At 67.1% G+C, this 23,100-nt stretch carries 20 protein-coding genes; 4 read left to right on the top strand and 16 right to left on the bottom strand.

Features of this window, described 5'->3' with window-relative positions; translation table 11 throughout:
• Positions 1 to 76: 76 nt before the first annotated feature.
• The 6 genes from upp to AC3A6I_RS02185 form a co-directional block, all read right to left on the bottom strand.
• A complete protein-coding gene (gene upp, locus AC3A6I_RS02210) occupies positions 77 to 706 on the bottom strand; it encodes a uracil phosphoribosyltransferase (protein WP_487541493.1) in 630 nt (209 codons plus the stop codon).
• Between the two features lie 17 nt (positions 707 to 723).
• Positions 724 to 1,902 (bottom strand): phosphopentomutase, encoded by a 1,179-nt coding sequence (locus AC3A6I_RS02205; RefSeq protein ID WP_487541491.1) that lies wholly within the window; start codon positions 1,900 to 1,902, stop codon positions 724 to 726.
• Entirely contained in the window at positions 1,902 to 3,209 is a 1,308-nt protein-coding gene (gene deoA / locus AC3A6I_RS02200) for a thymidine phosphorylase (protein ID WP_487544969.1), read from the bottom strand. Before deoA ends, AC3A6I_RS02205 begins: the two co-directional genes overlap by 1 nt.
• A gap of 48 nt (positions 3,210 to 3,257) precedes the next feature.
• The gene (locus AC3A6I_RS02195) at positions 3,258 to 3,827 is read right to left on the bottom strand and encodes a GNAT family N-acetyltransferase (RefSeq protein ID WP_487541490.1); all 570 of its coding nucleotides are present in this window, start codon (positions 3,825 to 3,827) and stop codon (positions 3,258 to 3,260) included.
• Positions 3,828 to 4,108: 281 nt separating this feature from the next.
• Positions 4,109 to 5,209, bottom strand: a complete 1,101-nt coding sequence (locus AC3A6I_RS02190; protein ID WP_487541488.1) for a helix-turn-helix transcriptional regulator — start codon at positions 5,207 to 5,209, stop codon at positions 4,109 to 4,111.
• 75 nt (positions 5,210 to 5,284) lie between these two features.
• Positions 5,285 to 6,181, bottom strand: a complete 897-nt coding sequence (locus tag AC3A6I_RS02185; protein ID WP_487541486.1) for an AraC family transcriptional regulator — start codon at positions 6,179 to 6,181, stop codon at positions 5,285 to 5,287.
• A gap of 186 nt (positions 6,182 to 6,367) precedes the next feature.
• Between AC3A6I_RS02185 and AC3A6I_RS02180 the strand changes: the two genes are divergently transcribed.
• Positions 6,368 to 7,123: an SDR family oxidoreductase gene (locus AC3A6I_RS02180; protein ID WP_487541485.1), complete on the top strand. Its 756-nt coding sequence runs from the start codon at positions 6,368 to 6,370 to the stop codon at positions 7,121 to 7,123.
• Positions 7,124 to 7,299: 176 nt separating this feature from the next.
• On the opposite strand, the gene AC3A6I_RS02175 is transcribed toward AC3A6I_RS02180, so the two are convergent.
• Positions 7,300 to 8,766 carry a M81 family metallopeptidase gene (locus tag AC3A6I_RS02175; RefSeq protein WP_487541483.1) on the bottom strand — a complete coding sequence of 489 codons (1,467 nt, stop codon included), beginning with the start codon at positions 8,764 to 8,766 and terminating at the stop codon, positions 7,300 to 7,302.
• Between the two features lie 199 nt (positions 8,767 to 8,965).
• Here AC3A6I_RS02175 and AC3A6I_RS02170 point away from each other — a divergent pair, with 199 nt between their 5' ends.
• From AC3A6I_RS02170 to AC3A6I_RS02160, 3 genes are read left to right on the top strand one after another with little or no spacing between them, the layout of a single operon-like run.
• Entirely contained in the window at positions 8,966 to 10,276 is a 1,311-nt protein-coding gene (locus AC3A6I_RS02170; RefSeq protein WP_487541481.1) for an aspartate aminotransferase family protein, read from the top strand.
• A 60-nt stretch (positions 10,277 to 10,336) separates the two neighbouring features.
• On the top strand, positions 10,337 to 11,239 hold the full coding sequence (locus tag AC3A6I_RS02165) for an alpha/beta hydrolase (RefSeq protein ID WP_487541480.1): 903 nt from the start codon (positions 10,337 to 10,339) through the stop codon (positions 11,237 to 11,239).
• Positions 11,236 to 12,069 carry a 5'-3' exonuclease gene (locus AC3A6I_RS02160; protein ID WP_487541479.1) on the top strand — a complete coding sequence of 278 codons (834 nt, stop codon included), beginning with the start codon at positions 11,236 to 11,238 and terminating at the stop codon, positions 12,067 to 12,069. Before AC3A6I_RS02165 ends, AC3A6I_RS02160 begins: the two co-directional genes overlap by 4 nt.
• 124 nt (positions 12,070 to 12,193) lie before the next feature.
• On the opposite strand, the gene AC3A6I_RS02155 is transcribed toward AC3A6I_RS02160, so the two are convergent.
• From AC3A6I_RS02155 to AC3A6I_RS02115, 9 genes are all read right to left on the bottom strand, one after another.
• Positions 12,194 to 13,348, bottom strand: a complete 1,155-nt coding sequence (locus AC3A6I_RS02155) for a DJ-1/PfpI family protein (protein WP_487541477.1) — start codon at positions 13,346 to 13,348, stop codon at positions 12,194 to 12,196.
• A 103-nt stretch (positions 13,349 to 13,451) separates the two neighbouring features.
• Entirely contained in the window at positions 13,452 to 15,833 is a 2,382-nt protein-coding gene (locus AC3A6I_RS02150) for an aldehyde dehydrogenase family protein (protein WP_487541475.1), read from the bottom strand.
• Between the two features lie 165 nt (positions 15,834 to 15,998).
• A complete protein-coding gene (deoC, locus tag AC3A6I_RS02145; RefSeq protein ID WP_487541474.1) occupies positions 15,999 to 17,018 on the bottom strand; it encodes a deoxyribose-phosphate aldolase in 1,020 nt (339 codons plus the stop codon).
• Positions 17,019 to 17,078: 60 nt separating this feature from the next.
• Complete coding sequence (locus tag AC3A6I_RS02140; RefSeq protein ID WP_487541472.1) at positions 17,079 to 17,486, bottom strand: cytidine deaminase; 408 nt, start codon at positions 17,484 to 17,486, stop codon at positions 17,079 to 17,081.
• 147 nt (positions 17,487 to 17,633) lie between these two features.
• On the bottom strand, positions 17,634 to 18,599 hold the full coding sequence (locus tag AC3A6I_RS02135; RefSeq protein ID WP_487541470.1) for an ABC transporter permease: 966 nt from the start codon (positions 18,597 to 18,599) through the stop codon (positions 17,634 to 17,636).
• 2 nt (positions 18,600 to 18,601) lie between these two features.
• Positions 18,602 to 19,735, bottom strand: a complete 1,134-nt coding sequence (locus AC3A6I_RS02130; protein ID WP_487541469.1) for an ABC transporter permease — start codon at positions 19,733 to 19,735, stop codon at positions 18,602 to 18,604.
• The gene (locus tag AC3A6I_RS02125) at positions 19,732 to 21,339 is read right to left on the bottom strand and encodes an ABC transporter ATP-binding protein (protein ID WP_487541467.1); all 1,608 of its coding nucleotides are present in this window, start codon (positions 21,337 to 21,339) and stop codon (positions 19,732 to 19,734) included. Before AC3A6I_RS02125 ends, AC3A6I_RS02130 begins: the two co-directional genes overlap by 4 nt.
• Positions 21,340 to 21,353: 14 nt before the next feature.
• Positions 21,354 to 22,364: a BMP family lipoprotein gene (locus AC3A6I_RS02120; protein ID WP_487541465.1), complete on the bottom strand. Its 1,011-nt coding sequence runs from the start codon at positions 22,362 to 22,364 to the stop codon at positions 21,354 to 21,356.
• A gap of 248 nt (positions 22,365 to 22,612) precedes the next feature.
• A complete protein-coding gene (locus tag AC3A6I_RS02115; RefSeq protein ID WP_487541463.1) occupies positions 22,613 to 23,074 on the bottom strand; it encodes an SRPBCC family protein in 462 nt (153 codons plus the stop codon).
• Positions 23,075 to 23,100: the final 26 nt, after the last annotated feature.

The following is a 23,100-nucleotide window of genomic DNA, read 5'->3' as shown; positions in this document are numbered from 1 at the left end:
GCTCCGGCCTCACCCAACTTCTACCTTCCAACTTCTAATTTCTACCTTCTACTTCCTGCCTTCTACCTTCTACCTTCTACTTCGTGCCGTACATGCGGTCGCCGGCGTCGCCGAGGCCGGGGACGATATAGCCCTTCTCGTTGAGATGGCTGTCGATGGCGGCAGTGAAGATCGGCACGTCCGGGTGAGAGGTGGTGAACTTCTCGATGCCTTCGGGGGCGGCGAGCAGGCAGAGGAAGCGGATATTGTTGGCGCCGCGCTCCTTGAGCTTGTCGATGGCGGCGATCGAAGAATTACCGGTCGCCAGCATCGGGTCGACGACGATGATCAGCCGGTTATCCAGCTCGGACGGGGCCTTGTAGTAATACTCGACCGGCTGCAGCGTCTCGTGGTCGCGGTAGATGCCGATATGAGCGACGCGGGCGGCTGGGACGAGGTCGAGCATGCCGTCGAGCAGGCCATTGCCGGCGCGAAGGATGGACGCAAACACCAGCTTCTTGCCCTTGATCGAGGGCGACTCCATCGTGGTCAGCGGCGTTTCGATCGGGATCATCTCGAGCTCGAGGTCGCGGGTGACCTCGTAGCACATGAGGTGGGCGATCTCGCGCAGGAGGCGCCGGAAGCCGGCGATCGAGGTGTCCTTGTCGCGCATGATGGTGAGCTTGTGCTGCACCATCGGGTGGTCGATCACCGTTACACCGCGCATGGGAGACCTCGGAGGAGCTAGAGGAAGGATTTGCCGTGCTTGCCGGGGGCCAGGCCGAGCCAACGAGCGACGCTTTCACCTATATCCGCGAAGGTTGGGCGGATGCCAATGGTTCCGGGACCCAGCGTTGGGGAAAAGCACAGGATCGGCACCTGTTCGCGGGTGTGGTCGTTGCCGCGCCAGGTCGGATCGTTGCCGTGGTCGGCAGTGAAGACGACGAGGTCGTCGGGCCGCATCTTGCTGATCAGCTCGGGGATGCGGGCGTCGAAGGCTTCGAGCGCCTGGGCGTAGCCGGGGACGTCGCGGCGATGGCCGTATTCCTGGTCGAAATCGACGAAGTTGACCATGATGAAGGCCCCGTCGGCGGCCATTTCCATGGCTTCGAGGGTGCGGTCGAACAGGGCCATGTTGCCCGTCGCCTTCATCTTATGGGTGACGCCGTGGCCCGCGTAGATGTCCGAGATCTTGCCGATGGCGTAGACCTGCCGGCCGGCATCCTTGGCGCGATCGAGCAAAGTCGGCTCGGGCGGGGCGATGGCGAAGTCGCGGCGGTTGCCGGTGCGCTTGAAATCATTGGCGTTTTCGCCAACGAAGGGGCGGGCGATGACGCGGCCAATCATCAGAGGTGCGGTCAGCTCGAAGGCGGTTTCGCAGAGCTTGTAGAGGCGATCGAGGCCGAAATGCGTTTCGTGCGCGGCCATCTGGAAAACGCTGTCGATCGAGGTGTAGCAGATCGGCTTGCCGGTGCGGATCGACTCCTCGCCGAGCTCGGCGATGATGGTCGTGCCGGAGGCGTGCTTGTCGCCGAGGATGCCGGGAATGCCTGATTTTTCAATCAGTTGCGCGATGAGTTCGGGCGGGAAGGTCGGCTCGGTCTTGGGGAAGTAGCCCCAGTCGAAGGGAACGGGGACGCCGGCAATTTCCCAGTGGCCGGAGGGGGTGTCCTTGCCTTTGCTGACCTCGCGGCCGACGCCGAAGCGGCCGCCGCGGGGGACTTCGGAGAAGCCGCGTGGGACGGTGCCGGTGGAGAGATGGGCGGCGGCGCCGAGGCCGAGCGCGTCCAGATTCGGCAATGAAAGCTGATAGTTAGCGGCGATGTGCCCGAAGGTGTCGGAGCCGGCATCGCCATAGTCGGCGGCATCGGGCGCGCCGCCAATGCCGAAACTGTCGAGGATACAGAGTATTGCGCGGGGCATCAGGGGGCTCCGATCCGGTCGGCGATGAGGGGGTGGGTCGGCGCGAGCGCGTCGGAGATGGTGTAGGCGGTGAGCAGGCGTTGGGTCGCATCTGCTGCCATATCTTCAGTGGCTGCATGAACGCGGCACAACACAGTATGAACGTCGGTTTTTGCCCCAAGCCCAAGCAGTTGGTCGAAACCAACGCGGTGGTCGATATTGTCCGTGGGGAGGCGGCGGCCGCCGCCGAGGGCGACGACGCCCATGCCGACGCCACGCGTGTCGATGACGGTGACATAGCCGGCGGCCGGGGCAAGAATATCACGTACGATCGGCGCCGGGGACAGGTGGGCGTCCATGCGCTCGACGAAATCGGCCGGACCACCAAGGCCAGTGACCATCCTGGCGAAATGCTCGGTGGCCTTGCCGCTATCGAGGGCGCGCTCGACGGCCGCGCCGGCATCGCCGTCGTAGCCGGTGAGCTCGAGCGCAGCGGCGCAGAGCGCGAGGGTGACTTCGCGCAGGCGCGAATCCTGGTGCGCGCCGGTGAGGAAATCGACGGCGTTGCGGATCTCGAGTGCGTTGCCGGCGGCAGTGGCCAGCGGCTCGTTCATGTCGGTGATCAGGGCCGCGGTCTTCAAACCGGCGCCGTTGGCGACGGAGACGAGGCTTTCGGCCAGGGCGCGCGACTTCTCCAGTGTCGGCATGAACGCGCCGGAGCCGGTCTTGACGTCGAGGATGAGCGCATCGAGGCCGGCGGCGAGTTTCTTCGACAGGATCGACGCGGTGATCAGCGGGATGGATTCGACCGTGCCGGTGACGTCGCGGATGGCGTAGAGCATCTTGTCGGCGGGCGCGAGATCGGCGGTCTGGCCGATGATGGCGCAGCCGGCATCCTGCACCACCTTGCGGAACAGGGCGTTGTCGGGCTGGGTGGTGTAGCCGGGGATCGAGTCGAACTTGTCGAGCGTGCCGCCGGTATGGCCGAGGCCGCGGCCCGAGATCATCGGCACGTAGGCGCCGCAGGCAGCAAGGATCGGCGCGAGCATGAGCGAGACGTTGTCGCCGACGCCACCGGTCGAGTGCTTGTCGACCACCGCACCATCGAGATCGGACCAATCGAGCACGCTGCCGCTATCGCGCATCGCCTCGGTGAGGGCGACGCGCTCGGGCGTCGACATATCGCGGAAAAACACCGCCATGGCGAAGGCAGCAGCCTGGGCGGGGCTGACCGAACCATCGGTGAGCCCGCCGATGAAGGCCTTGATTTCGCCGGGCGTGAGGGCATCGCCGTCACGCTTGCGGATGATGGTTTCCTGAGGCAGCAGGGTCATGGCGTTGTTGTGCGCTGGCGGCGTGGCGAAGGCAAGGTGCCGTCACCAGACGTCGCCGTCGCGCCAATCGCAGGTCAGGTCGCCGTCGAGGTCGAGCGCGACGACGGGCAGAACGAGGATGCCCTCGTCCTCGTCGGCGGTGCGCTCGATGCCGGTTGGCGTGAAGGCGAAGGTGCGGCCGCGCCAGGCCTGCCAGCCGAGGGCGTCGTAAAGCGCCCTGCCCTCGTCGGAGGCGCTGAGGGCGCCCATGGCATAGGCGCGGGTGACGACATCGCCCAGGCTGGCCATGATGGCCCGGCCGATGCCCTGGCGGCGGCGATCGGCGTGCACGGCGACAGCCTCGATATAGCCGCAGCTCAGCGCGCGGGCCTCAGCGCTCGTGCTCATGTCGCGCGCGGCGTGGAGCATGCGGCGCTGCACGACCGAGCCGTGGCCGACGAGTTCGTCGCCATCCCAGACCAGCGCGTGCATGCCGCCAAGCGCGTGCTCCCAATCGGCTTCGGCGAAATCCCCCTCATAGGCGACATCGAGCATGTCGCGGATGGCCTGCAGGGTCGCCGGGGCGAGCTGTGAGGTGTGGAGCAGCGAAACGGGGCCGGTCGAGGCAGGCATGGCGGGTTATCCTCGCAATCTCGCAGATAAGGGAGCCAACGGCCCCGGGCGGGTGTGGAGGATGTCGTACGCCGATGCCCGGAAGGCAAGGATGGCTCCTCCGGGGGAAATGTGCCACCACCCCCCGGAAGAGCCAGGCACCCCAATGCCTTGCGTCCGACGACGCGCGAGCTCGTGCCACAGGCTGGGTCTGCGATGCGGACCCGACTGACCCAGCACGCAAATTTTGCACAGCCAGTGCCAGCACCGCATCATCCACATGGATGATGCGAAGGTCCGGTTCAGTCCCGGGACGGGTTGGGCGCAAGGCCCTGCAGCAGGGCGGCGAGCTCGACCTGGCGGTTGAGGCCGGTCTTGTCGAACACGGCGCGCAGCTGGGTGCGCACCGTGGCGAGGCTGACGCCATTGGCGCGCGACACATCCTCGGCGGTCATCCCCTGCCCGATGGCGCGGGCCACGCGGGCTTCGGCCGCCGTAAGATCAAACAGGCCCTGGATGATGCCGGGCTGCGGTACGTCGCGTGGGCCGACCGGGGTGACGAGCAGGATGGTGGAGGCGGTGCCGAAGATGTCGCGAGCCTGCCGACGGATCGGATAGAAATGCATGACCGCCGCGGGATGGCCGAGCATGGCCGGTACCGGCATGGACTGGATGGCACTGGTTGCCGGTCCGGCGGCAAGCGCGCCGAGAACCGTTTCGAGCCGTGCGTCGGCCTGCGCATTGGCGAGCGCGATGCGGGCCGAGCGGAACTGCACCATGGCCGGAGCGAGAGCTTCGAGCAGGCCGTTGGCGGCCAGGGTGCGGCCTTGCGCATCGAGTATGGCGGCGGGAATACCGACCACTTCGAGCGCCATGGCGGCGGCCGACATGCGCTCGAAGGACAGCCGGCGCGACAGCAGCGCGGCACGCGCCAGATGCGGGCGCAGCGCATCGAGCTGGCGGACGATATCGTCGCCGGGCGGGCCATCCTCGAGCCGCCGCTCGCCGTGGACGATGAGGATTTCGCCGGTGGGCGGCGCGATGTTGGTGGCGATGCCCCAGCCGAAGCCGGCGGGCACGAGCAGATTCCGGCGGATGGGATCGGCCTCCCACTCTTCCAGCGTGAAGACATCGAGATCGCGCAGGAAGCCGGCATGATCGGCCCGCATCAGGCGGACGGTACGCTCGTCATGGCCGATATAGCCGCCGGCCATGTAGGCCTTGCCGGTCTCGAGGAAGCTCGCCGAGCCGGCCCAGCGCACATCGGCGCCGCGGATGCCGAGCAGGACGGAGGCCGCGAGGCCGGTGACACGGTTCAGGCGATCGAGCACGTCGGGCCACAGCTCCGGGATCGCCGCCGCCTCGTAGAGACGATCGAGAAACTCGCTTTCCTCATCCGCCATGGGCCCTCCCCCTGAGCCAGTGCCGAAGCAGGTGCATGCTACACGGCAACGGTGGCGGTGGCAGCCCGCTCGCGCTCAATTCCGCAGGGTGAAATCTCCGCCGCGCAGCCGCAGGGCATCCTGGCTGGGTGGGGCGCCGAACTGGCGGCGATACTCGCGGCTGAACTGCGACGGGCTGTCATAGCCGACCCGGTAGCCGACGCCCGCGACATCGTTCGGCGCAGCGGCGAGCAGCAGGCGCGCTTCCTGCAGCCGCATCTGCTTCTGGAACTGGATCGGGCTCATCGCGGTCGCGGCCTGGAAATTGCGATAGAAGGCCGAGGCGCTCATGCCGCAGACGTCGGCGACATCCTCGACGCGGATGGCCCTGTCGTAGTTCTGGCGAATCCAGCGCACGGCCTGCCCGATACGGCTGAGGTTGGAATCGGCAAGGCCGAGCTGGCGAACGGCGGCGCCCTGCTCGCCGACGATCAGCCACCACAGGATCTCGCGCCTGAGCAGCGGGGCGAGCACGGCAAGGTCGCGCGGGCTGTCGAACAGGCGGAGGAGGCGCAGGACGGCGTCGAGCAGTTGCGCTGGCGCGGCGCTGACCGTCATGCCGGATGGCGGCGTGCCGCGGCTATCTGGGATGCTGGCTGAGCCGGCTTGCAGCAGCAGCTCGGCGATCATGGCAGGATCGAGCAGCATGCCGAAGCCGAGCGCCGGCTCGCCGGGGCTGGCGCCGAGGAACTGGCCGGTAACAGGCAGATCGAGCGAGGACACGAGATACTGGCCGGGGCCGTATTCGTAGACGCGATCGCCCAGCGCGAGGCGCTTCCTGCCCTGCACCACGAGCGCGAGGACGCTGCCGGACATCGAGGCTTCGAGCTCGGACACCTCGTTGCGGGCGATCATGACGCCTTCGACCGGCGTCGACATATCCGGGCGAGCGTGACGGGCGATCAGGTCGCGCAGTTCTTCGATGACCGGCATGAGAGGCCTCGCGGGATCGGTAAGTCTGAATAACAACGGTCGCTGCGTGTCGGCAAACAATTCTCCCGTGAATGGTAGGATCGTGCAAGACGTCGCGAGTCCGCGCCTAACGCTGCGGATGCTGAAAATGGTCATATCCGGGCAGCGGTGAGCCAACGGGGCCACCCTCACGGACAGGAGACCACCATGACCAAGACGGTACTGATCACCGGCGCTTCCTCGGGCTACGGACTCGAGACGGCGCATTACTTCCACCAGCAGGGTTTTCGCGTGCTGGCAACGATGCGCAAGCCGCGGCCGGAGCTGCTGCCCGCTTCCGATCGCGTGGCAGTGCTGCCGCTCGATGTAACCGATGCCGCGAGCATCGCGGCCTGCGTGGCAGCGGCGGGCCCGATCGACGTGCTGGTCAACAATGCCGGCATCGGCGTGGTCGGAGCATTCGAAGCGACGCCATTGGCGCATATCCGCAAGGTGTTCGAGACCAACACGTTCGGGGTGCTGGCCATGACGCAGGCGGTGCTGCCGGGAATGCGCGAACGCCGCGGCGGGGTGGTGGTGAATGTCACCTCCAGCGTGGCGCTGGCGCCGTCGCCATATGCGGCGGCCTATACAGCGAGCAAGACCGCCATCGAGGGGTTTTCGGGCGCGCTAGCGGTGGAGATGCAGCCGTTCGGCGTGCGCGTGAAGCTGGTCGAGCCAGGCTATGGACCGACGACCCGCTTTACCCACAATACCGACGTGCGCGTCGAAGACCTGATCCCCGCCGCCTATGCCGAGGCCGCCGGGCCGATCTTTGCGGCTTTCGCCAAGCCGGCGCTGACGACCAGGGAAATCGAGGTCGCCGAGGCGGTGTGGCGCGCCGCGCAGGACGAGACGGCGCAACTGCGCTTCCCGGCGGGCCCGGACGCGATGGCGTTGTGGGAGCAGTTCTGGGTGCGGTAGCCCTTGGCTTGGACTTCCCTTCGGCGATGCCGTTTCGCGCGGAGTCATTCCCGCGAACGCGGGAACCTCTGTTCGGCGGGTGCCGTCAAACGGAGATCCCCGCTTCCGCGGGGATGACCCGGTGGATAATTACGTCCGAAGGTAAACACCGCCCCATCCAGGGGGAGGTTGGTGCCCTACTCCAGGTTCAATGGATCGGCATCCATCGGCCACATCGGCCTTGGGATGCGCTTGAAGGGGATGTTCCCCCAGTCCGGCGGGCAGGCGCCGGGGGTGGCGACGAAGAGCTGGTCGCGGACGAGCGGGGCGAAGACGTCCTTGTGCTTGTAGAGGTTCTTCAGCGCGATGACCTGCTTGCCTTCGAGCGCGATGCCGTGGCGGGTGAACATCGTGGGCGAGAAGACGCCGACGCGACGGGTGTTGAGCAGGATTTCGATGCCGGCGACGCGCACCACGGCGACATCGCCCATCGGTACGCGCTCGTTGCTGAGCTGATCCTGCCAGGAGCCGCGGGCGAGGTGCAGGACTTCGGCTTCGGCATCGAGGCAGGGGCCGGAGTATGGCTCGTACTTGCCGCCGAGGCGGAGCGTCAGCTTCGTGCCGACGCCGACCGAAAAGCAGATGCCGACAGCGAGCGGGTCCCAGAGCGGGCCGTAGACGGCGTTGGTGATGCCGGCCTCGATCAGCGCGTGCAGCATGTAGGTGGTGTCGCCGGGGGCGCCGCCGCCGGTCTGGTCGGAGGTGTCGGCGAGAAGCAGCGGTTTTGCGCCGGGCTTCCTGGCTTCGGCGATGGCATCGGCGAGCGGGACGAAGGGCAGCGTTGCTTCGGCGCGGATATCGTAGAAGCGGCGGCCATATTTTTCGGCGGCGGCGCGGGCGATCTCGGGGTCACGGTCGGCGACGGCGAGCATCTTCGCGCCGGCATTGGGGACATCGGCCCACGGAAAGCCGTGGTTGAGCGAGAGCGAGAGGATGCCATCCCTGCCCTCGGCGGCGAAGAGCTCGTCGATATAGGCTGGCATCGGGCCTTCGCGGGTGGTGGGAAAGAGGCCCATGGACTTGCAGTCGAACAGGGCCATCACCGGCTCGATCTCGCCGGCGAGCGTGCGCTGCATCAGCGTGAACAGGTCGTCGGCGCGCTCGGCGTAGTCGATATGCGGATAGGCCTTGTAGAAGACGATGAGGTCGGCGGCGTTGACCAGCGTGTCGTCGATGTGGGCGTGCAGGTCGAGTTCGAGGCCGATGCGGACGCCATCGCCAACCTGGGCGCGCATGCGGGTGACGAAATCGGCTTCGCAGTCGTCGTAGCCGTCGGCGACCATGGCGCCGTGGAGGAACATCAGCACGGCATCGACGGGGCCGGCGGCGGCGAGATCGGCAAGGATGCGGTCGCGCATCAGTTCGTAGGCCGAGCGGACAGTGGGGCCGGCGGGCTCGGCGAAGGCGTAGAGGCTCTGGACCACCTCCCAGCCCAGTTCCTCGGACCGGGCGAGCCAACGCTTGGCCGGCATGGCCCAGGGGCTCGGCGGCGCTCCGGCAATGTCGCCCTCGAACCAGACGCCGCGACGGAAATCGTCGATGCCGGTCGGAAACGAGGCTAATGTGTTGGTCTCGGTGCCGAGCGTGGCCAGGAATACGCGCATGAGGTCTCCCTTCCTCTGGTGCGACATTCATCGAACAGAGTTTGGGGCCGCCCCCTCCACCGCCTACGGCGGTCCCCCTCCCCCGTTTCACGGTGGAGGATCGGGCCGGTGCATGCCACCACGCCATACGACCTTCGTAGCCGGTTGCCTTGTGGGACCGGGGCTGGTCTGTTGGCCAAAACACGGTTGGGAGGCCGGGATGGGGGAGCTTTCGTTCGAGACGTCGGCGACAGCGATTGCCGAGGCGCGGCAGTGGATCGCGGGTGGGGTGAACAGCCATTTCCGCACCGGCATGCAGCCGGGGCCGCTGGTGTTCACGCATGGCGATGGACCGTACCTGTTCGATGCCGATGGCAACCGGCTGATCGACTATTATGGCGGCATGGGCGCGATGGTGCTGGGACACAACCCGGTGAGCGTGCGCGACGCGGTGAAGGCCCAGGTCGACCGGGGCATCCTGTTCGCGGGGCAATCGCCGATCGAGGTGGAGGCGGCGCGGCTGCTGTGCGAGCGCATTCCGTGCGCCGAGCGGGTGCGGTTCGGCTCGTCGGGCTCGGAAGTCGCGCAGGCGGCGATGCGGCTGATGCGGGCGGCGACGGGCCGGCGGACGATCATCAAGTTCGAGGGGCACTACCACGGCTGGTTCGACAACATCCTGTGGTCGACGGCGCCGGCGCTGAATGCGGCCGGGCCTGAGGATGCGCCGGTGCCGGTGGCCGGAAGCGTGGGGCAGCATCCGGCGGAGGCCGAGGGCATCGAGGTGATGGGCTGGAACGATCTCGGCCGGCTCGAGGCGCGGCTCAGCCGTGGTGATGTCGCGGGCGTGCTGATGGAGCCGGCGATGTGCAACCAGGGCGCGATGCGGCCGGCCGACGGCTATCTCGAAGGCGCGCTGGCGGCGTGCCGGGCGAACGGCACGATCCTCTGCTTCGACGAGGTGATCACCGGCTTCCGGCTCGCGGCGGGCGGGGCGCAGGAGCTGCTCGGGGTGACGCCGGACATTTCGATTTTCGCCAAGGCGATTGCCAACGGCTTCCCGGTAGCGGCGGTGGTGGGTCGGGCCGATCTGATCGATCAGTTTGCCACCGGCGGGGTGCTGCACGGCGGCACCTTCAACGCGCAACCGGTGGCGCTGGCGGCGATGCTGGCGACGCAGCAGGGGCTGACCGCCGAGCATTTCGCGTCGACCGGCGCGCGTGGGCAGCGGCTGCAGGATGGGGTGCGCGCGGCGCTGGCCGAGGCCGGGATCACGGCGCAGGTGATGGGCTTTCCGCTGATGTTCCATGTGTCGCTGGGGCTGAAGCAGCCGCCGCGGAATTACCGGGAGATCGCGCTGGCCGACAAGGCCGGATACTCGGCGCTGGCACTGGCGCTGCTGAAGCGCGGTGTGCGGGTGCTGGAGCGCGGCGCGTGGTTCGTCAGCGCGGCGCATGACGACGCGGTTATCGACGAGACCATCGCGGTGGTGCGTGAAGCCGCCCGGGACGTGGCGCCAAGCCTGAACCAGTGAGGGTTGCGCGGCGCCGAGTCGGCGTGGCCTAGTGACGGCATAGATTTGAGGAGAGACGGCATGGCATCGGCAGACGGCAGCAGCGTGGGCGGCGGACGGCCGGCGGACCCGACCGAGACCTATCGCATCTGGCCCGGCGACGGCGTGCCACCCGGGTCGGAAGGCTGGGACTGGCAGGAGCGCACGGCGAAAGTGCCGTGGAGCACGACGCTGCCGCGCTACACCCGGAACGTCGTGATTCCCACGGTGACCGTCCATCGGCCGACCAACCCGAACGGCACGACGCTCGTGGTGGCGCCGGGCGGCGCCTTCCACTTCCAGATGATCGACCACGAAGGACATGACGTGGCGCGCTGGCTGAACGGGTTCGGCGTCACCGTGCTGGTACTGAAATACCGGCTGGCGCGCACACCCGACGCCGACGAGGAGGTCGAGGCGTTCCGCAATGAGCTGCAGAAGAAGCTAGGCTCGCCGGCGCAGGACGAGACCTCGCCGCCCCGGCGCGAGTTCCTGCGCGACATTCGCGTCATGGGCGAAGAGGACGGCCGGCAGGCGGTGCGCTTTGCGCGCGAGCATGCCGCCGAGTGGGGGCTCGACCCTGCCCGCATCGGCATCGCCGGCTTCTCGGCCGGCGGCGGCGTGGCCATGGGCGCAGCGATGGAGCATGACGCGGCGAGCCGGCCGGATTTCGCAGTGGGCGTCTACCCGGCGTGGCGGCCGGAATTGAGCGTGCCGGCCAATGCACCGCCGCTGTTCCTCGTGATCTCGGACGACGACAAGTCGGTGGCGCCGATTTCGTCGAGCCGGCTCTACGAAGCCTGGCACGCCTCGGGCGCGCCGGCCGAGCTGCATGTGTTCGGCAATGGCGCGCATGGCTGGGGCATGCTGGCGCCGGGCTTTCTGTCCGACATCTGGACGGTGCTGCTGGAGCGCTGGCTGCGCGTGCGCGGGCTGATCGCGTGAGCGCGCCGCTGCTGGTCATCGACGGCGACAGCTTTGCGCACCGCGCCTATCACGCCGTGCCGAAATCGGTGCGGCGGGCCGGCAACAAGGGCGGCGGGGCGATCGTCGGTTTCGCCAACACGCTGATCCGGTTGTGGGAGGCGGAAAAACCGCGCGCCGTGGTCGTGGGCTGGGACACGCTGGAAACGCCGAACTGGCGGGCGCTGGAACTCGACGGTTACCAGGGCGGGCGCGAGTTCGACGACGAGATCGTCGAGCAGCTGAGCGTGTTGCCCGAGTTCGTCTCGGCCTGCGGCTTCATGAACGGCAAGGCGGCCCGCTTCGAGGCGGACGACTTTCTCTCGACCGCCGCCGCAGCGGAGGAGAAGCGCGGCGGCACGGTGCTGGTGGCGAGCGGGGACCGCGATGCGTTCCAGCTGGTGTCGGACAAGACCACGGTGCTCCACCCGATCAAGGGCGGCGAGATCGCGCGCGTCGATATCGCGGGCGTGCGCGAACGTTATGGCGTGGAGCCCAGGCAGGTGCCGGATTTCATCGCGCTGCGCGGCGATCCGTCGGACAAGATCCCCGGGGCGCGTGGCATCGGGGCGGTGACGGCGGCCAGCCTGCTGAAGCGCTATCCTGACCTCGAGGCGATGCTGGCGGACGGCAAGTTCGAGACGCAAGTGGACGACCTGAAGCTCTACAAGCGGATCGCGACGATGGTGACGGACGCGCCGCTCGGGGCGGTGCCCGACATAACGCCGACCTGGGGCAAAGCCTCGGAACTGGCGGCGGCGTGGGAGATGAAGGCGCTGAGCGAGCGGCTGGCGGGATTGGCCAAGGGCTAGAGGTGCCTATCGGCCGCGCCGCAACTCCCGCGAAAGCGGGAACCTCTGTTCACGGTGCGGGCGGCAAACGGAAATCCCCGCGTTCGCGGGGATGACCCGGTGGGTGGGCGGCTGACGTGCTGTGCTACAGCGCATTCGCCGACCACGGGTATTCCATCACCAGCGCGACGATACCGGCTGTGGGGCGATCGTAGCGGGCCTCGATTTCGGGCAACGTCGATTCCAGCAGCTGCGCCGGCGCTTCGGTGGGCGGGGCGGGCAGGACGAGATCGAGCTTCGCCGTTTCCGCCGCCTGGTCCGGGTAGATGGTGAGGCCGTTTTCGGTGGTGACGTGCTGGCCGCCGGCCGAGATGCTGGTGAGGGTGACGAGGTTGGTGCGCGACCAGGCATCGACCAGGAGGCCGAGCGCGACTTCATCGACGCCATTTTCCAGCGGCACGCCCACCGTGTCGCGACGCCAGAAGCTGAGCGTGTTGCGGATGAAGGTCTTCTTGTGCTCGGTCGTGAGCTCGAACGCTGCGGAATCGTGCCGGGCGTCCCAATGCTCGACGCCGAGGTCGGCGGCGGTGCGCTGTGCGGCCGCGGGGCCGCCGATGGCTTCGACCAGCGCCAGCATGATCGGGATATTGGCCGTGATGCCGGTGGAGGTGGCGACGCCGTTGTCCACGGTGTAGCGGCGATCGGGCACGAAGGTCATGGTGGGATGTTGCTGGCGCAGCTCGTTGACGATGGACCAGTGCGAGGTGGCGCGGCGGCCATCGAGCAGGCCGGCGGTGGCCAGCATGCGCGAGCCGATACAGATGCCGACAATGGTGGCGCCCTTTTCGCGCTGGGCCTTGAGCCAAGTGGCCATGAACGCGTCGGTGCCCGGCTCCATCGCCGGCACCACGACATAATCGGCGCCATCGGGATAGCGCGCGTCGAAATCGGCGATAGTCGACTGCGGATCGACGCTGAGGCCGGGGTAGAGTTTTACGCGCTCGGGCTTTTCGGCCACCACCGTGACATCGGCGACGCCGGAGCGGCTGAGCACGCCATAGGCGGAGAGGAAGTCGGACACTTCCGTGCCGGCGTTGAGCGTCGCGATGGCGATGACCGGGCGCTCGCGCTTGGGTGGGCGCAGGCCGTCGATCAGCGCGGCCTGCTCGTCGGCCGCGACCGGGCCGGGCAATGGGCGGGCCGCGGCGGGAGCGCCGGGCGCGAGCAGGATGGGGGCCGCGACGGCGGCGACGAGGAGAAGGGCGGCGATGCCGCCGAGGACGAAGGTGCGAACACGCATGAGGTCTCTCCTTCAGTAGGGCAATGCACGAGGGCGCTGCCGGTTCTGTCGGATGACCTTGTCGACCTTCCCATCATAGGAAGGTCAAGCGGCTTTTGCGCGACTACGCCCCGTACGGAATCCAGACGTTCTTCACCTGGGTGGCGCGGCGGAGGAAGTAGTCGCCTTCGAATTTCTGCTTGTCGGCGAGGTCGTAGTAGAGGCCGCGGCTGGTCCAGGTCTGCTTGACGTTGCCGGCACTGGCGGCCTCAACCATCTTCGACGTCTCGGCATCGCCGGCGAACCAGATGGCGTCGATGCCGTCGTGCTCGGCCAGGGTTTTGGCCAGCGCCTTGCTCTCGCCGGTGACGATGTTGAGGACGCCCGAGGGCACGTCGGAAGTCTCGAGCACCTGGTAGAAATCGGTCATCGACAACGGCGACTTCTCGCTCGGGACCAGCACCACGGTATTGCCCATGGCGAGGGCCGGGGCGATGAGTGCGATGGAGCCGAGCAGCGGGCGGGATGGCGGGGCGAGGATGGCCATGGCGCCGAGCGCTTCGACCATGGCGGTGGCTACCATGCGCTGCGGCGGGTTGTGCACGGCGCCATCATATTTGTCGGCCCAGCCGGCGAAGGCGAAGAGGCGCTCGACGCTGGCGGCGACTTCGGACGCCCCATCCTCGCCGGTCTGCGCCTTGATGCGGGCGGCAAACTCGTCGGCGCGGTATTCGAGGTTTTCGGCGAGGAAATAGAGGATCTGCGCGCGGTTGTGGGCCGAGGTGGTGGCCCAGCCGAGCGCAGAACGGGCGGCTTCGACGGCGTTGCGGATATCCTTGCGGTTGCCGTCGCCGACTTCGCCGACGAGGCCCGCAGAGCCGTGGACCGGGCGCGAATACCCGCTGTCGGGGCGGGCCTGCTTGCCGCCGATATACATCTTGGCAGTCTGGTCGACACCCGGCGGGGTGCTGTCTTCAAGCGGGTTGCGCGGCTTGCTGGAAGCTGTCGCAGCGGCGGTGGGCTTGAAGGGCTTCAGTTCCTTCTCCCAGCGCGGCTTGAGGTACGACGTCATGCCTTCCTTGCCGCCCTCGCGACCGAAGCCCGACTCCTTGTAGCCGCCGAAGCCGACGGCGGCGTCGAAGTTGTTGGTGGAGTTGATCCAGACGACGCCGGACTTGATCTTCGGGGCGATGTCGAGCGCCAGGTTGACGTTCTCGGTCCAGATGGTGGCGGCGAGGCCGTAGCGGGTGTTGTTGGCGAGGGCGACGGCTTCCTCGGGCGTGCGGAAGCTCATTTCGACCAGCACCGGCCCGAAGATTTCTTCGGATGCGACGGTGTTGGCGGGGGAGACGCCGGTGATCAGTGCGGGGCGGAGGAAGCAGCCCTGCCCCGGCAGATCGATGTCGGGCTCGTAGAGCTGGCCGCCCTCGGCGACGCCTTTCTTCACCAGGTCGGTGACGCGCTCGACCTGCACCTGCGCCACCAGCGCGCCGATATCGACGGCCTTGTCGAGCGGGTCGCCGACGCGGAGGGTGGTCATGCGCTTCTTCAGCTTTTCGAGGAAGCGAGCTTCTATGGACTCCTGGACAAGAAGCCGCGAGCCGGCGCAGCAGACCTGGCCCTGGTTGAACCAGATGGCATCGACGAGGCCTTCGATGGCCGAATCCATGTCGGCATCGTCGAAGACGATGTAGGGCGACTTGCCGCCGAGTTCGAGGCTGAGGCCCTTGCCGGTGCCGGCCGTGGCCTTGCGGATGATCTTGCCGACCTCGGTCGAGCCGGTGAAGGCGATCTTGTCGATATCGGGGTGGCTGGTGATGGCGGCGCCGGTGTCACCCTCGCCGGTGACGATGTTGACGACGCCCCTGGGCAGCTTCGCCTTCTCGCAGATTTCGGCGAAGAGCAGCGCGGTGAGCGAGGTGAATTCGGCCGGCTTCAGCACCACGGTGTTGCCGGCTGCGAGCGCCGGCGCGATCTTCCAGGCCAGCATCAGCAGCGGGAAATTCCACGGGATGATCTGGCCGCACACGCCATAGGGCACGTGGTCGGGGAACTCGCGCTCGAGGTGCTGGGCCCAGCCGGCGTGGTGGTAGAAATGGCGGGCCACCAGCGGGATATCGACGTCGCGGCTCTCGCGGATCGGCTTGCCGTTATCCATGGTCTCGAGCACGGCAAACAGGCGGCTGTGCTTCTGGATCAGGCGGGCGATAGCGTAGAGATACTTGCCGCGCTCGTAGCCGGAGAGCGCCGACCATTTCGGGAAGGCGGAGCGGGCGGCCTTCACCGCGGCGTTCACGTCCTCGGCGGTGCCATCGGTGATCTGCGCCAGCGGCTTGCCGGTGGCGGGGTTGTCGCTGGCGAAGGTCTTGCCGGGCTTGGTCCAGGCGCCGTTGATGAAGTGGCCGAAGCGGTTCTCGTGGGCGGCGAGCCAGGCGAGCGCGACGTCGGGGCTCTCGGGGGCCGGGCCGTAGTCGAGGGAGGTGAAGATTTCAGCGATTTTGTTCATTGGTTCCTCCTTCGATCGGGGCTCAGCCCCTCACCCGTCTCGGCCTTCGGCCGATCCACCCTCTCCCCGACGGGGAGAGGAATAGTGGTGGCCAGCGCACTCTCGGTATTCTTCTCCCCGTCGGGGAGAAGGTGGCGCGCAGCGCCGGATGAGGGGTGGAAGCCCCTAAACCATCGGCTGCCGATAATCCGCCGCGTAGTGCCCGGTCAGCGTATGCTCCAGTTGCCGCTCGATATCCGTGAGCAGCGAGCTCGCCCCAAACCGGAACAGATGCGGCTGCAGCCAGTGGGTGCCGAGCTCTTCCTTCATCAGCGCCATGTAGTCGAGCGCCAGCTTGGCCGAGCCGATGCCGCCGGCGGGCTTGTAGCCAATCTCGATGCCGGTTTCCTCGTGGAACCAGCGGATCATGCGGACCATGGCCAGCGAAGTCTGGAGGTTGGCATTGACCTTTTCCTTGCCGGTCGAGGTCTTGATGAAGTCGGCGCCGGCCAGCATGCAGACCAGCGAGGCTTTTGCCACATTGGTCTGCGTGGCGAGTTCGCCGGTGCCCAAGATGGTCTTGATGTGGGCGTCGCCGCAGGCCTTCCGCATGGCCTTCACTTCGTCGTAGAGCGCCTGCCAGTCGCCGCGCAGCACCATGCCACGCTCGATGACGATGTCGATCTCGTTGGCGCCGTCGGCGACCGAGGCTTCGATCTCGGCGAGGCGGGTCGAGAGCGGGGCGAGGCCGTGTGGAAAGGCGGTGCTGACCGCGGCGACGTTGATGCCGGTGCCGGCCAGCGCCTTCACGGCGGTGCCGACGAAGCTGTGGTAGACGCAGACGGCGGCGGGCTTGATGTCGAGGCCGGAGGCGCCGAGGCCATCGAGGATATCCTGCCGGACCGGGTGGCGGGCCTTGGCGCACAGGCGTTCGACGCGGCCGGCGGTGTCGTCGGAATTGAGCGTCGTCAGGTCCATCAGCGTGATGGCCTTCAGCAGCCAGGCAGCCTGCCAGTCCTTCTTGACCGTGCGGCGGGCAGGCAGTGTCGACGCACGGCGCTCCAGCGCCGAGCGGTTCATGCGGACGCGTTCCACCCAATCGAGATCGAGCGGATAGCCGGGGTTGCGGCGGTGCGTGGCAGCTGGCTCCACGGGCTTTGACCTCGTGGGCTTTGCGGCAGCGGGATCAACGACGCGAAGTTCCATGCATGGCCTCCTTGCCGCGGCGGTTCTACGACCGCTTTGCGGCAGTTCTTCTGCTTGCCATTATCGGCCCAAAAACTCGGGCCCGAAAGAGTGCGGCAAGAGCTGCGCGATGGTCTGCTCGAGCGGGACGCCGTCGATGCCGTGCGAGACGACAACCACGTCCTGATCGGCGAATTCGCGGATGCGCTGGCGGCAGCCGCCGCACGGGGTTACGGGCGTGGCGCCGGGGCCGGTGGTGTAGACGCGCTTGATGCGGCGCGCGCCGCCGGCGAGCATCGCCGCGATGGCCGAGGGCTCGGCGCAGTTGCCGACCGGATAGGCGGCGTTCTCGACGTTGCAGCCGACATAGATCTTGCCGTCGTCGGCGAGGATGGCGGTGCCGACCTGGAAATTGCTGTAGGGCGCGTAGGCCCTGGCGCGCACGGCCTCGGCGGCGGCGAAAAGCTCGGCGTCACGGGGATGGGGCATGGCGGTGTTCCATTGGAGGCAGAAGCTCCCCTCCCCCTTGCGGGGAGGGGTGGGGGGTGGGGGTCCATCGGTGCGCCACCGGACCACCCCCTCCCTCGTTCCCTCCCCGCAAGGGGGAGGGAGGCGTTAGCCACGATATCAAGCGCATCAGCGTTCCTTGGTGTAGGCGACGCCGCCGGCCTTGGGTCCGACGGCCTTGCCGATGAAGCCGGCGAGCATCACCACGGTCAGCACGTAGGGCAATGCCTGGATGGCCTGGATCGGCACCTGCACGCCGAACAGTTCGACGCCCTGCAGGCGAATCTGCAGCGCATCGAGGAAGCCGAACAGCAGGCAGGTGAACATGGCCGGCACCGGCTTCCACTTGGCAAAGATCAGCGCCGCGAGGGCGATGAAGCCCTTGCCGGCGGTCATGTTGTTGCCGAAGCCCGAGCCCTGCGCGATCGAGAAGAACGCTCCGGCGAAGCCGCACAGCAGGCCGGTCACCAGCACAGCCTGATAGCGCAGGCGGATGACCGAGATGCCGGCCGTATCGACCGCCTTGGGATTTTCGCCGACGGCACGCAGGCGCAGGCCGAAGCGGGTGCGATAGAGCACCCACCAGGTGATCGGCACGGCGAGGAAGGCGACATAGACGATCAGGTTGTGGCCGGAGATGAGCTCGGAATAGAGCTGCCCGATCACCGGTACGCCGGCCAGTTCATTGGCCAGCGGCAGGGTGATGTTGCCGAAGCGACCATCGGCGGTCAGCGGCGGCGTGCGGCCGCCCTGCGAGAACCACTGGATGCCGAGGAAGGTGGTGAGCCCGGCCGCCAGCATGTTGATGGCGACGCCGGCGATGAGCTGGTTGCCCTTGAGCGTGATGGCTGCAACGCCCTGCAACGCAGAGGTGCCGATTGAAACGACTATACCGGCCAGCAGTCCCATCCAGACATTGCCGGTGACGGCGGCGGCAGCGGCGGCAGCAAAGGCGGCGGCCAGCATCTTGCCCTCGAGCCCGATGTCGAACACGCCGGCGCGCTCGGAGTAAAGGCCGGCGAGGCAGGCGAGCAGCAGCGGGGTGGACAGGCGGATGGTGGCGTCGAGCGTCGACAGGATAAGCGTGAGGTCCATGCTCAGCTCCCCGCGGCGGTGTTGCGCGCCACGGCCTCGGCCTTCTGGGCCGGCGTGAACAGGGCGAATGCGCGCTGCAGGCCCGGGCGGAACAGCCCTTCCATGGCGCCGGTGAACAGGATCACCAGAGCCTGGATCACCACGACCATTTCCTTGCTCAGACCGGGAATCACGTATTGCAGCTCATTGCCGCCCTGGTAGAGCGCGCCGAACAGCAGCGCGGCGAACAGGATGCCGATCGGGTGGTTGCGCCCCATCAGCGCCACGGCGATGCCCACGAAACCCGCATCCGCGACATAGTCCAGCACGAGGCGATACTGCACCCCGAACACCTGGTTGACGGCGACGAGGCCGGCCAGCGCACCCGAAAGCGTCATCACGATCATGATGACGCGTGAGTTGGAGATGCCGGCATAGGTGGTGGCGGTCGAATTGAAGCCGAGCGCCCGCATGGCGTAGCCGAAACGCGTGTGCCAGACGAGGATGTAGACTCCGACGAGGCAGAACAGCGCCAGGACGAAGGTGAAATTCACGTCGGTGTTGCGGAACCAGGGCAGGAAGGTGCCGAGCTTGGGCATGCGGCCCTCGGCAGCGATCATCGCCGATTCCGGCGCGGTGACGCCAATGGGCCGCAGCACGTTGACCACCATGTAGACCATGATCGCCGAGGCGATGAAGTTGAACATGATGGTGGTGATGACGACGTGGCTGCCGCGCTTGGCCTGCAACCAGCCCGGGATGAAGGCCCAGAAGCCGCCTACGGCCGCGCCGGCGACAATCACCGCGGGAAAGGCCAGCCACCAGGGCAGGCCCTGCAGCGGCAGGGCGACAAGGATGACGCCGAGCCCGGCGATATAGGCCTGGCCGTTGCCGCCGATATTGAACAGGCCGGCATGAGCGGCCACGGCCACGGCAAGGCCGGTGAATATGAAGTTGGTGGAATAGTAGAGCGTGTAGCCCAGATTATAGCCGTTGCCGAAGGCGCCGGTGACGATGGCGTTCAACGCCGCCAGCGGATCCTGGCCGATGGCCAGCACGACGAGGCCGGAGACGACCAGCGCGAGCGCCAGATTGACCAACGGCAGCAACAGCACGTCGGCCCAGCGCGGCAGCGGCCGCAAGGTCACCGTACTCATGGCGCCGATCCCTCCCGCGTGTCATGCGCGCCGGCCATCATCAGGCCGAGTTCGCTTTCTGATGCGGTGGCCGGATCAGCTTCGCCGACGATGTGGCCGTCGAACATCACAAGAATGCGGTCGCTCAGGGAGCGGATCTCGTCGAGCTCCACCGAGACCAGCAGGATCGCCTTGCCCGCGTCGCGCATCTTGATGATCTGGTTGTGGATGAACTCGATGGCGCCGATATCGACGCCGCGCGTCGGCTGGCCGACGATCAGCACATCCGGATTGGATTCCATCTCGCGCGCCAGCACGATCTTCTGCTGGTTGCCGCCCGAGAACAGCGAGGTCTTCAGCCGCTCGTTGGCCGGGCGCACGTCGAATTTCCTGATGCGCTCGACGGCCTGGGCCCTGGCGGCCTTGATATCGAGGATGACGCCCTGGCCGTAGGACCTGTCGTCCTGGTAGCCGAGCATGTTGTTTTCCCATTCCTCGAAAGCGGTGATGAGCCCCATGCGCTGGCGATCCTCGGGCACGTGGGCGAGGCCGGCCTTGCGAGCGCGATGGGCGCCGTCGTCGCCCTCGAGCGAGAGCGGCGTGCCCTTGAGGCGCACCGTGCCTGAGGACTGATCGCGCATGCCGGAAACGGACTCGAGCAGCTCGGTCTGGCCGTTACCGGCGACGCCCGCGATGCCGACGATCTCACCGGCGCGGACGGCAAAGCTCACATCCTTGACGCGGGTGACGCCGAGATCGTCCTTCACCACGAGGTTCTCGACCGAGAGATAGGTCTCACCCGGATTGGCGGGCCCCTTTTCGACGCGCAGCAGTACGCGGCGGCCGACCATCAGCTCGGCGAGCTGCTCGGGGTTGGTGTCGGAAGTCTTGAGCGTCTCGACCATCTGGCCCTGCCGCATGACCGAGACATAGTCGGTGATGGCCATGATCTCGCGCAGCTTGTGCGTGATGAGGATGATGGTCTTGCCCTGGTCGCGCAGCTCGCGCAGCACGCGGAACAGGTCATCGGCCTCGGCCGGCGTCAGCACACCGGTCGGCTCGTCGAGGATGAGCACGTCGGCGCCGCGATAGAGGGCCTTGAGGATCTCGACGCGCTGCTGGGTGCCGACGGAGACATCCTCGATGATGGCATCGGGGTTCACGTCGAGGCGGTAGTCGCGCGCCAGCCGCTGCAACTCGCTTCGCGCCCGCGCCAGGCTTGGGCCGAGCAGCGCCGAGTCCTCGGCGCCGAGCACGATGTTCTCGAGGATGGAGAAATTGTCGACCAGCATGAAATGCTGGTGGACCATGCCGATGCCGAGGGCGAGGGCATGGCGGGAATCGGTGATGTTCTGTGGCGTGCCGTTGACGCGGATTTCGCCGCTGTCGGCGGTGTAAAAGCCATAGAGGATCGACATCAGGGTCGACTTGCCGGCGCCGTTCTCGCCGACGATGCCGTGCACCGAGCCGCGCCGCACGGCGAGATCGATGTCGCGGTTGGCGTGCACCGGGCCGAAGCGCTTGTTGATCTTGATCAGCTCGATCGCAAGATCGGATGCGGCGGACGAAGACGCAGCGGCCCCGTGGGGCCGCTGCGCCGAAGTATCACCCGATGGGGTGTCCATTGCCACCGTCCGGCTCAGATGCCCGGGCAGGCATTGTCGGTGGTGTAGTCGTGTACGGCGATCTCACCCGACATGATCTTCGCCTTGTAGTCCTCGACGGCGGTCTTGATGTCGTCGGTGATCAGCGAGGCGTTGTTCTCGTCGAGCGCATAGCCGACCGCATCCTCGCCGAGGCCGAGGATGGTGAGGCCCGGCTTGAAGGTCGCGTCGTCACCCGCTTCCTTGAGAGCCGTGGTGACGGCGATATCGACACGCTTGATCATCGAGGTCAGAACGGAACCGGGGTGCAGGTAGTTCTGGTTGGCATCGACGCCGATCGAGAACTTGCCACCATCGGCGGCGGCCTGCAGCACGCCGAGACCCGAGGCGCCGGCAGCGGCGAAGGACACATCGGCGCCGGCATCGAACTGCGCCTTGGCGAGCTCGCCGGCGGTGACCGGATCGTTCCAGGCAGTCGGGGTGGTGCCGGTATAGTTCTCGATCACCTTGGCATCGGGCTTGGCCGCCTTCACGCCCTGCGCATAGCCGCAGAAGAACTTGTGGATCAGCGGCACGTCCATGCCGCCGACGAAGCCGACGGTGCCCGTTTCAGACTTCAGCGCGGCGATGGCGCCGACGAGGAACGAACCGGTGTGCTCGTCGAACAGAATCGACTGCACGTTCGGGGCGTCGACCACCGCGTCGATGATGACGAAGTTGGTGTCCGGGAATTCTGCCGCGACAACGCCAAGGGCGGTCGCCTGCGAGAAGCCGGCCATCACGATCGGGTTGTTGCCCTGCGAAGCGAAGCGGCGGAGCACCTGCTCGCGCTGGGCATCGTTCTGCAGCTCGAAGTCGACGTAATTGCCGCCGCTTTCCTTCTTCCAGGTCTCGGCGCCAGTATAGGCGGCCTCGTTGAAGGACTTATCGAACTTGCCACCCAGATCGTAGATGACGGCGGGATCGGCGAACGCAGCACCGGCGACGAGCACGGACGCGGCAACGCCGGCGGCGAGGGCACCGAGGTGCTTGCTGAAGAAGGTCATTGGAAGGTCTCCCTGTCTCGCGTCGGCAACGGCTCATGCCGCCCTGACAACCGGCGCGTTGGCGGGAATAGAATAGCGCAAACCGGCGCTCTGCAAGGGGGGACTACGCAAAATTTTGACCAAGTGGGCAAAATTGGTGCGGATTACTGTCACGTGGGGCGAATGGGGAAGTAACGCGGCATTGGCCGCCCCCTCCACCAGCTACGCTGGTCCTACTCCCCCGCCCCGCGGGGGAGGATATCGGTGGCTCACTCCGACAGCGGCTTGACCTCGACGCCCATGGCGTCGCCGAAGCGGTGGAAGAAGCCGTCGATGAGCTTTTGCGCGGAGTTGCCGATCAGCGCCTTGCCCAGCTTCATGATGCCGCCGTCGGCGCCGCCCGAGGCGGTGAACACAAGGTGGGTGTCGTGGCCGGCATCGGTCAGCGTGATATCGGCGGCGGCTTCGGCCTTGCCGAGCAGGCCGCCGCGGCCGCGGCCGGCCAGGGTGTAGCTTTCGGCTGGCACGACGTTGCGCAGCTCGAGGTCGCCGGTGAAGGTGGGCGACATCAGCCCCAGGCCGACCTCGATCTCCAGTTCCAGCGTCGTCCCGCTGGTCCACTCGATGCGCTTGCAGCCCGGAATCACCGCCTGCAGCACCGCCGTATCGTTGAGCGCCTTCCATACGGTCGCGCGGGGCGCCGAGACGAGGTAGCTGCCGCCGAACTGCATGAAGGGCCCTTCCTTTCCGACAGGGA

It is taken from the genome of Devosia sp. Soil_C_22, from assembly GCF_057657195.1.
This window is presented reverse-complemented; position numbering and strand designations above follow the sequence as displayed.

Bases quoted from the DNA above. Each gene is read 5' to 3' on its own strand.
- upp (WP_487541493.1), bottom strand. From the start codon at position 706: ATGCGCGGTGTAACGGTGATCGACCACCCGATGGTGCAGCACAAGCTC.
- AC3A6I_RS02205 (WP_487541491.1), bottom strand. From the start codon at position 1,902: ATGCCCCGCGCAATACTCTGTATCCTCGACAGTTTCGGCATTGGCGGC.
- AC3A6I_RS02195 (WP_487541490.1), bottom strand. From the start codon at position 3,827: ATGCCTGCCTCGACCGGCCCCGTTTCGCTGCTCCACACCTCACAGCTC.
- AC3A6I_RS02190 (WP_487541488.1), bottom strand. From the start codon at position 5,209: ATGGCGGATGAGGAAAGCGAGTTTCTCGATCGTCTCTACGAGGCGGCG.
- AC3A6I_RS02185 (WP_487541486.1), bottom strand. From the start codon at position 6,181: ATGCCGGTCATCGAAGAACTGCGCGACCTGATCGCCCGTCACGCTCGC.
- AC3A6I_RS02180 (WP_487541485.1), top strand. From the start codon at position 6,368: ATGACCAAGACGGTACTGATCACCGGCGCTTCCTCGGGCTACGGACTC.
- AC3A6I_RS02175 (WP_487541483.1), bottom strand. From the start codon at position 8,766: ATGCGCGTATTCCTGGCCACGCTCGGCACCGAGACCAACACATTAGCC.
- AC3A6I_RS02170 (WP_487541481.1), top strand. From the start codon at position 8,966: ATGGGGGAGCTTTCGTTCGAGACGTCGGCGACAGCGATTGCCGAGGCG.
- AC3A6I_RS02165 (WP_487541480.1), top strand. From the start codon at position 10,337: ATGGCATCGGCAGACGGCAGCAGCGTGGGCGGCGGACGGCCGGCGGAC.
- AC3A6I_RS02155 (WP_487541477.1), bottom strand. From the start codon at position 13,348: ATGCGTGTTCGCACCTTCGTCCTCGGCGGCATCGCCGCCCTTCTCCTC.
- AC3A6I_RS02150 (WP_487541475.1), bottom strand. From the start codon at position 15,833: ATGAACAAAATCGCTGAAATCTTCACCTCCCTCGACTACGGCCCGGCC.
- deoC (WP_487541474.1), bottom strand. From the start codon at position 17,018: ATGGAACTTCGCGTCGTTGATCCCGCTGCCGCAAAGCCCACGAGGTCA.
- AC3A6I_RS02140 (WP_487541472.1), bottom strand. From the start codon at position 17,486: ATGCCCCATCCCCGTGACGCCGAGCTTTTCGCCGCCGCCGAGGCCGTG.
- AC3A6I_RS02135 (WP_487541470.1), bottom strand. From the start codon at position 18,599: ATGGACCTCACGCTTATCCTGTCGACGCTCGACGCCACCATCCGCCTG.
- AC3A6I_RS02130 (WP_487541469.1), bottom strand. From the start codon at position 19,735: ATGAGTACGGTGACCTTGCGGCCGCTGCCGCGCTGGGCCGACGTGCTG.
- AC3A6I_RS02125 (WP_487541467.1), bottom strand. From the start codon at position 21,339: ATGGACACCCCATCGGGTGATACTTCGGCGCAGCGGCCCCACGGGGCC.
- AC3A6I_RS02120 (WP_487541465.1), bottom strand. From the start codon at position 22,364: ATGACCTTCTTCAGCAAGCACCTCGGTGCCCTCGCCGCCGGCGTTGCC.
- AC3A6I_RS02115 (WP_487541463.1), bottom strand. From the start codon at position 23,074: ATGCAGTTCGGCGGCAGCTACCTCGTCTCGGCGCCCCGCGCGACCGTA.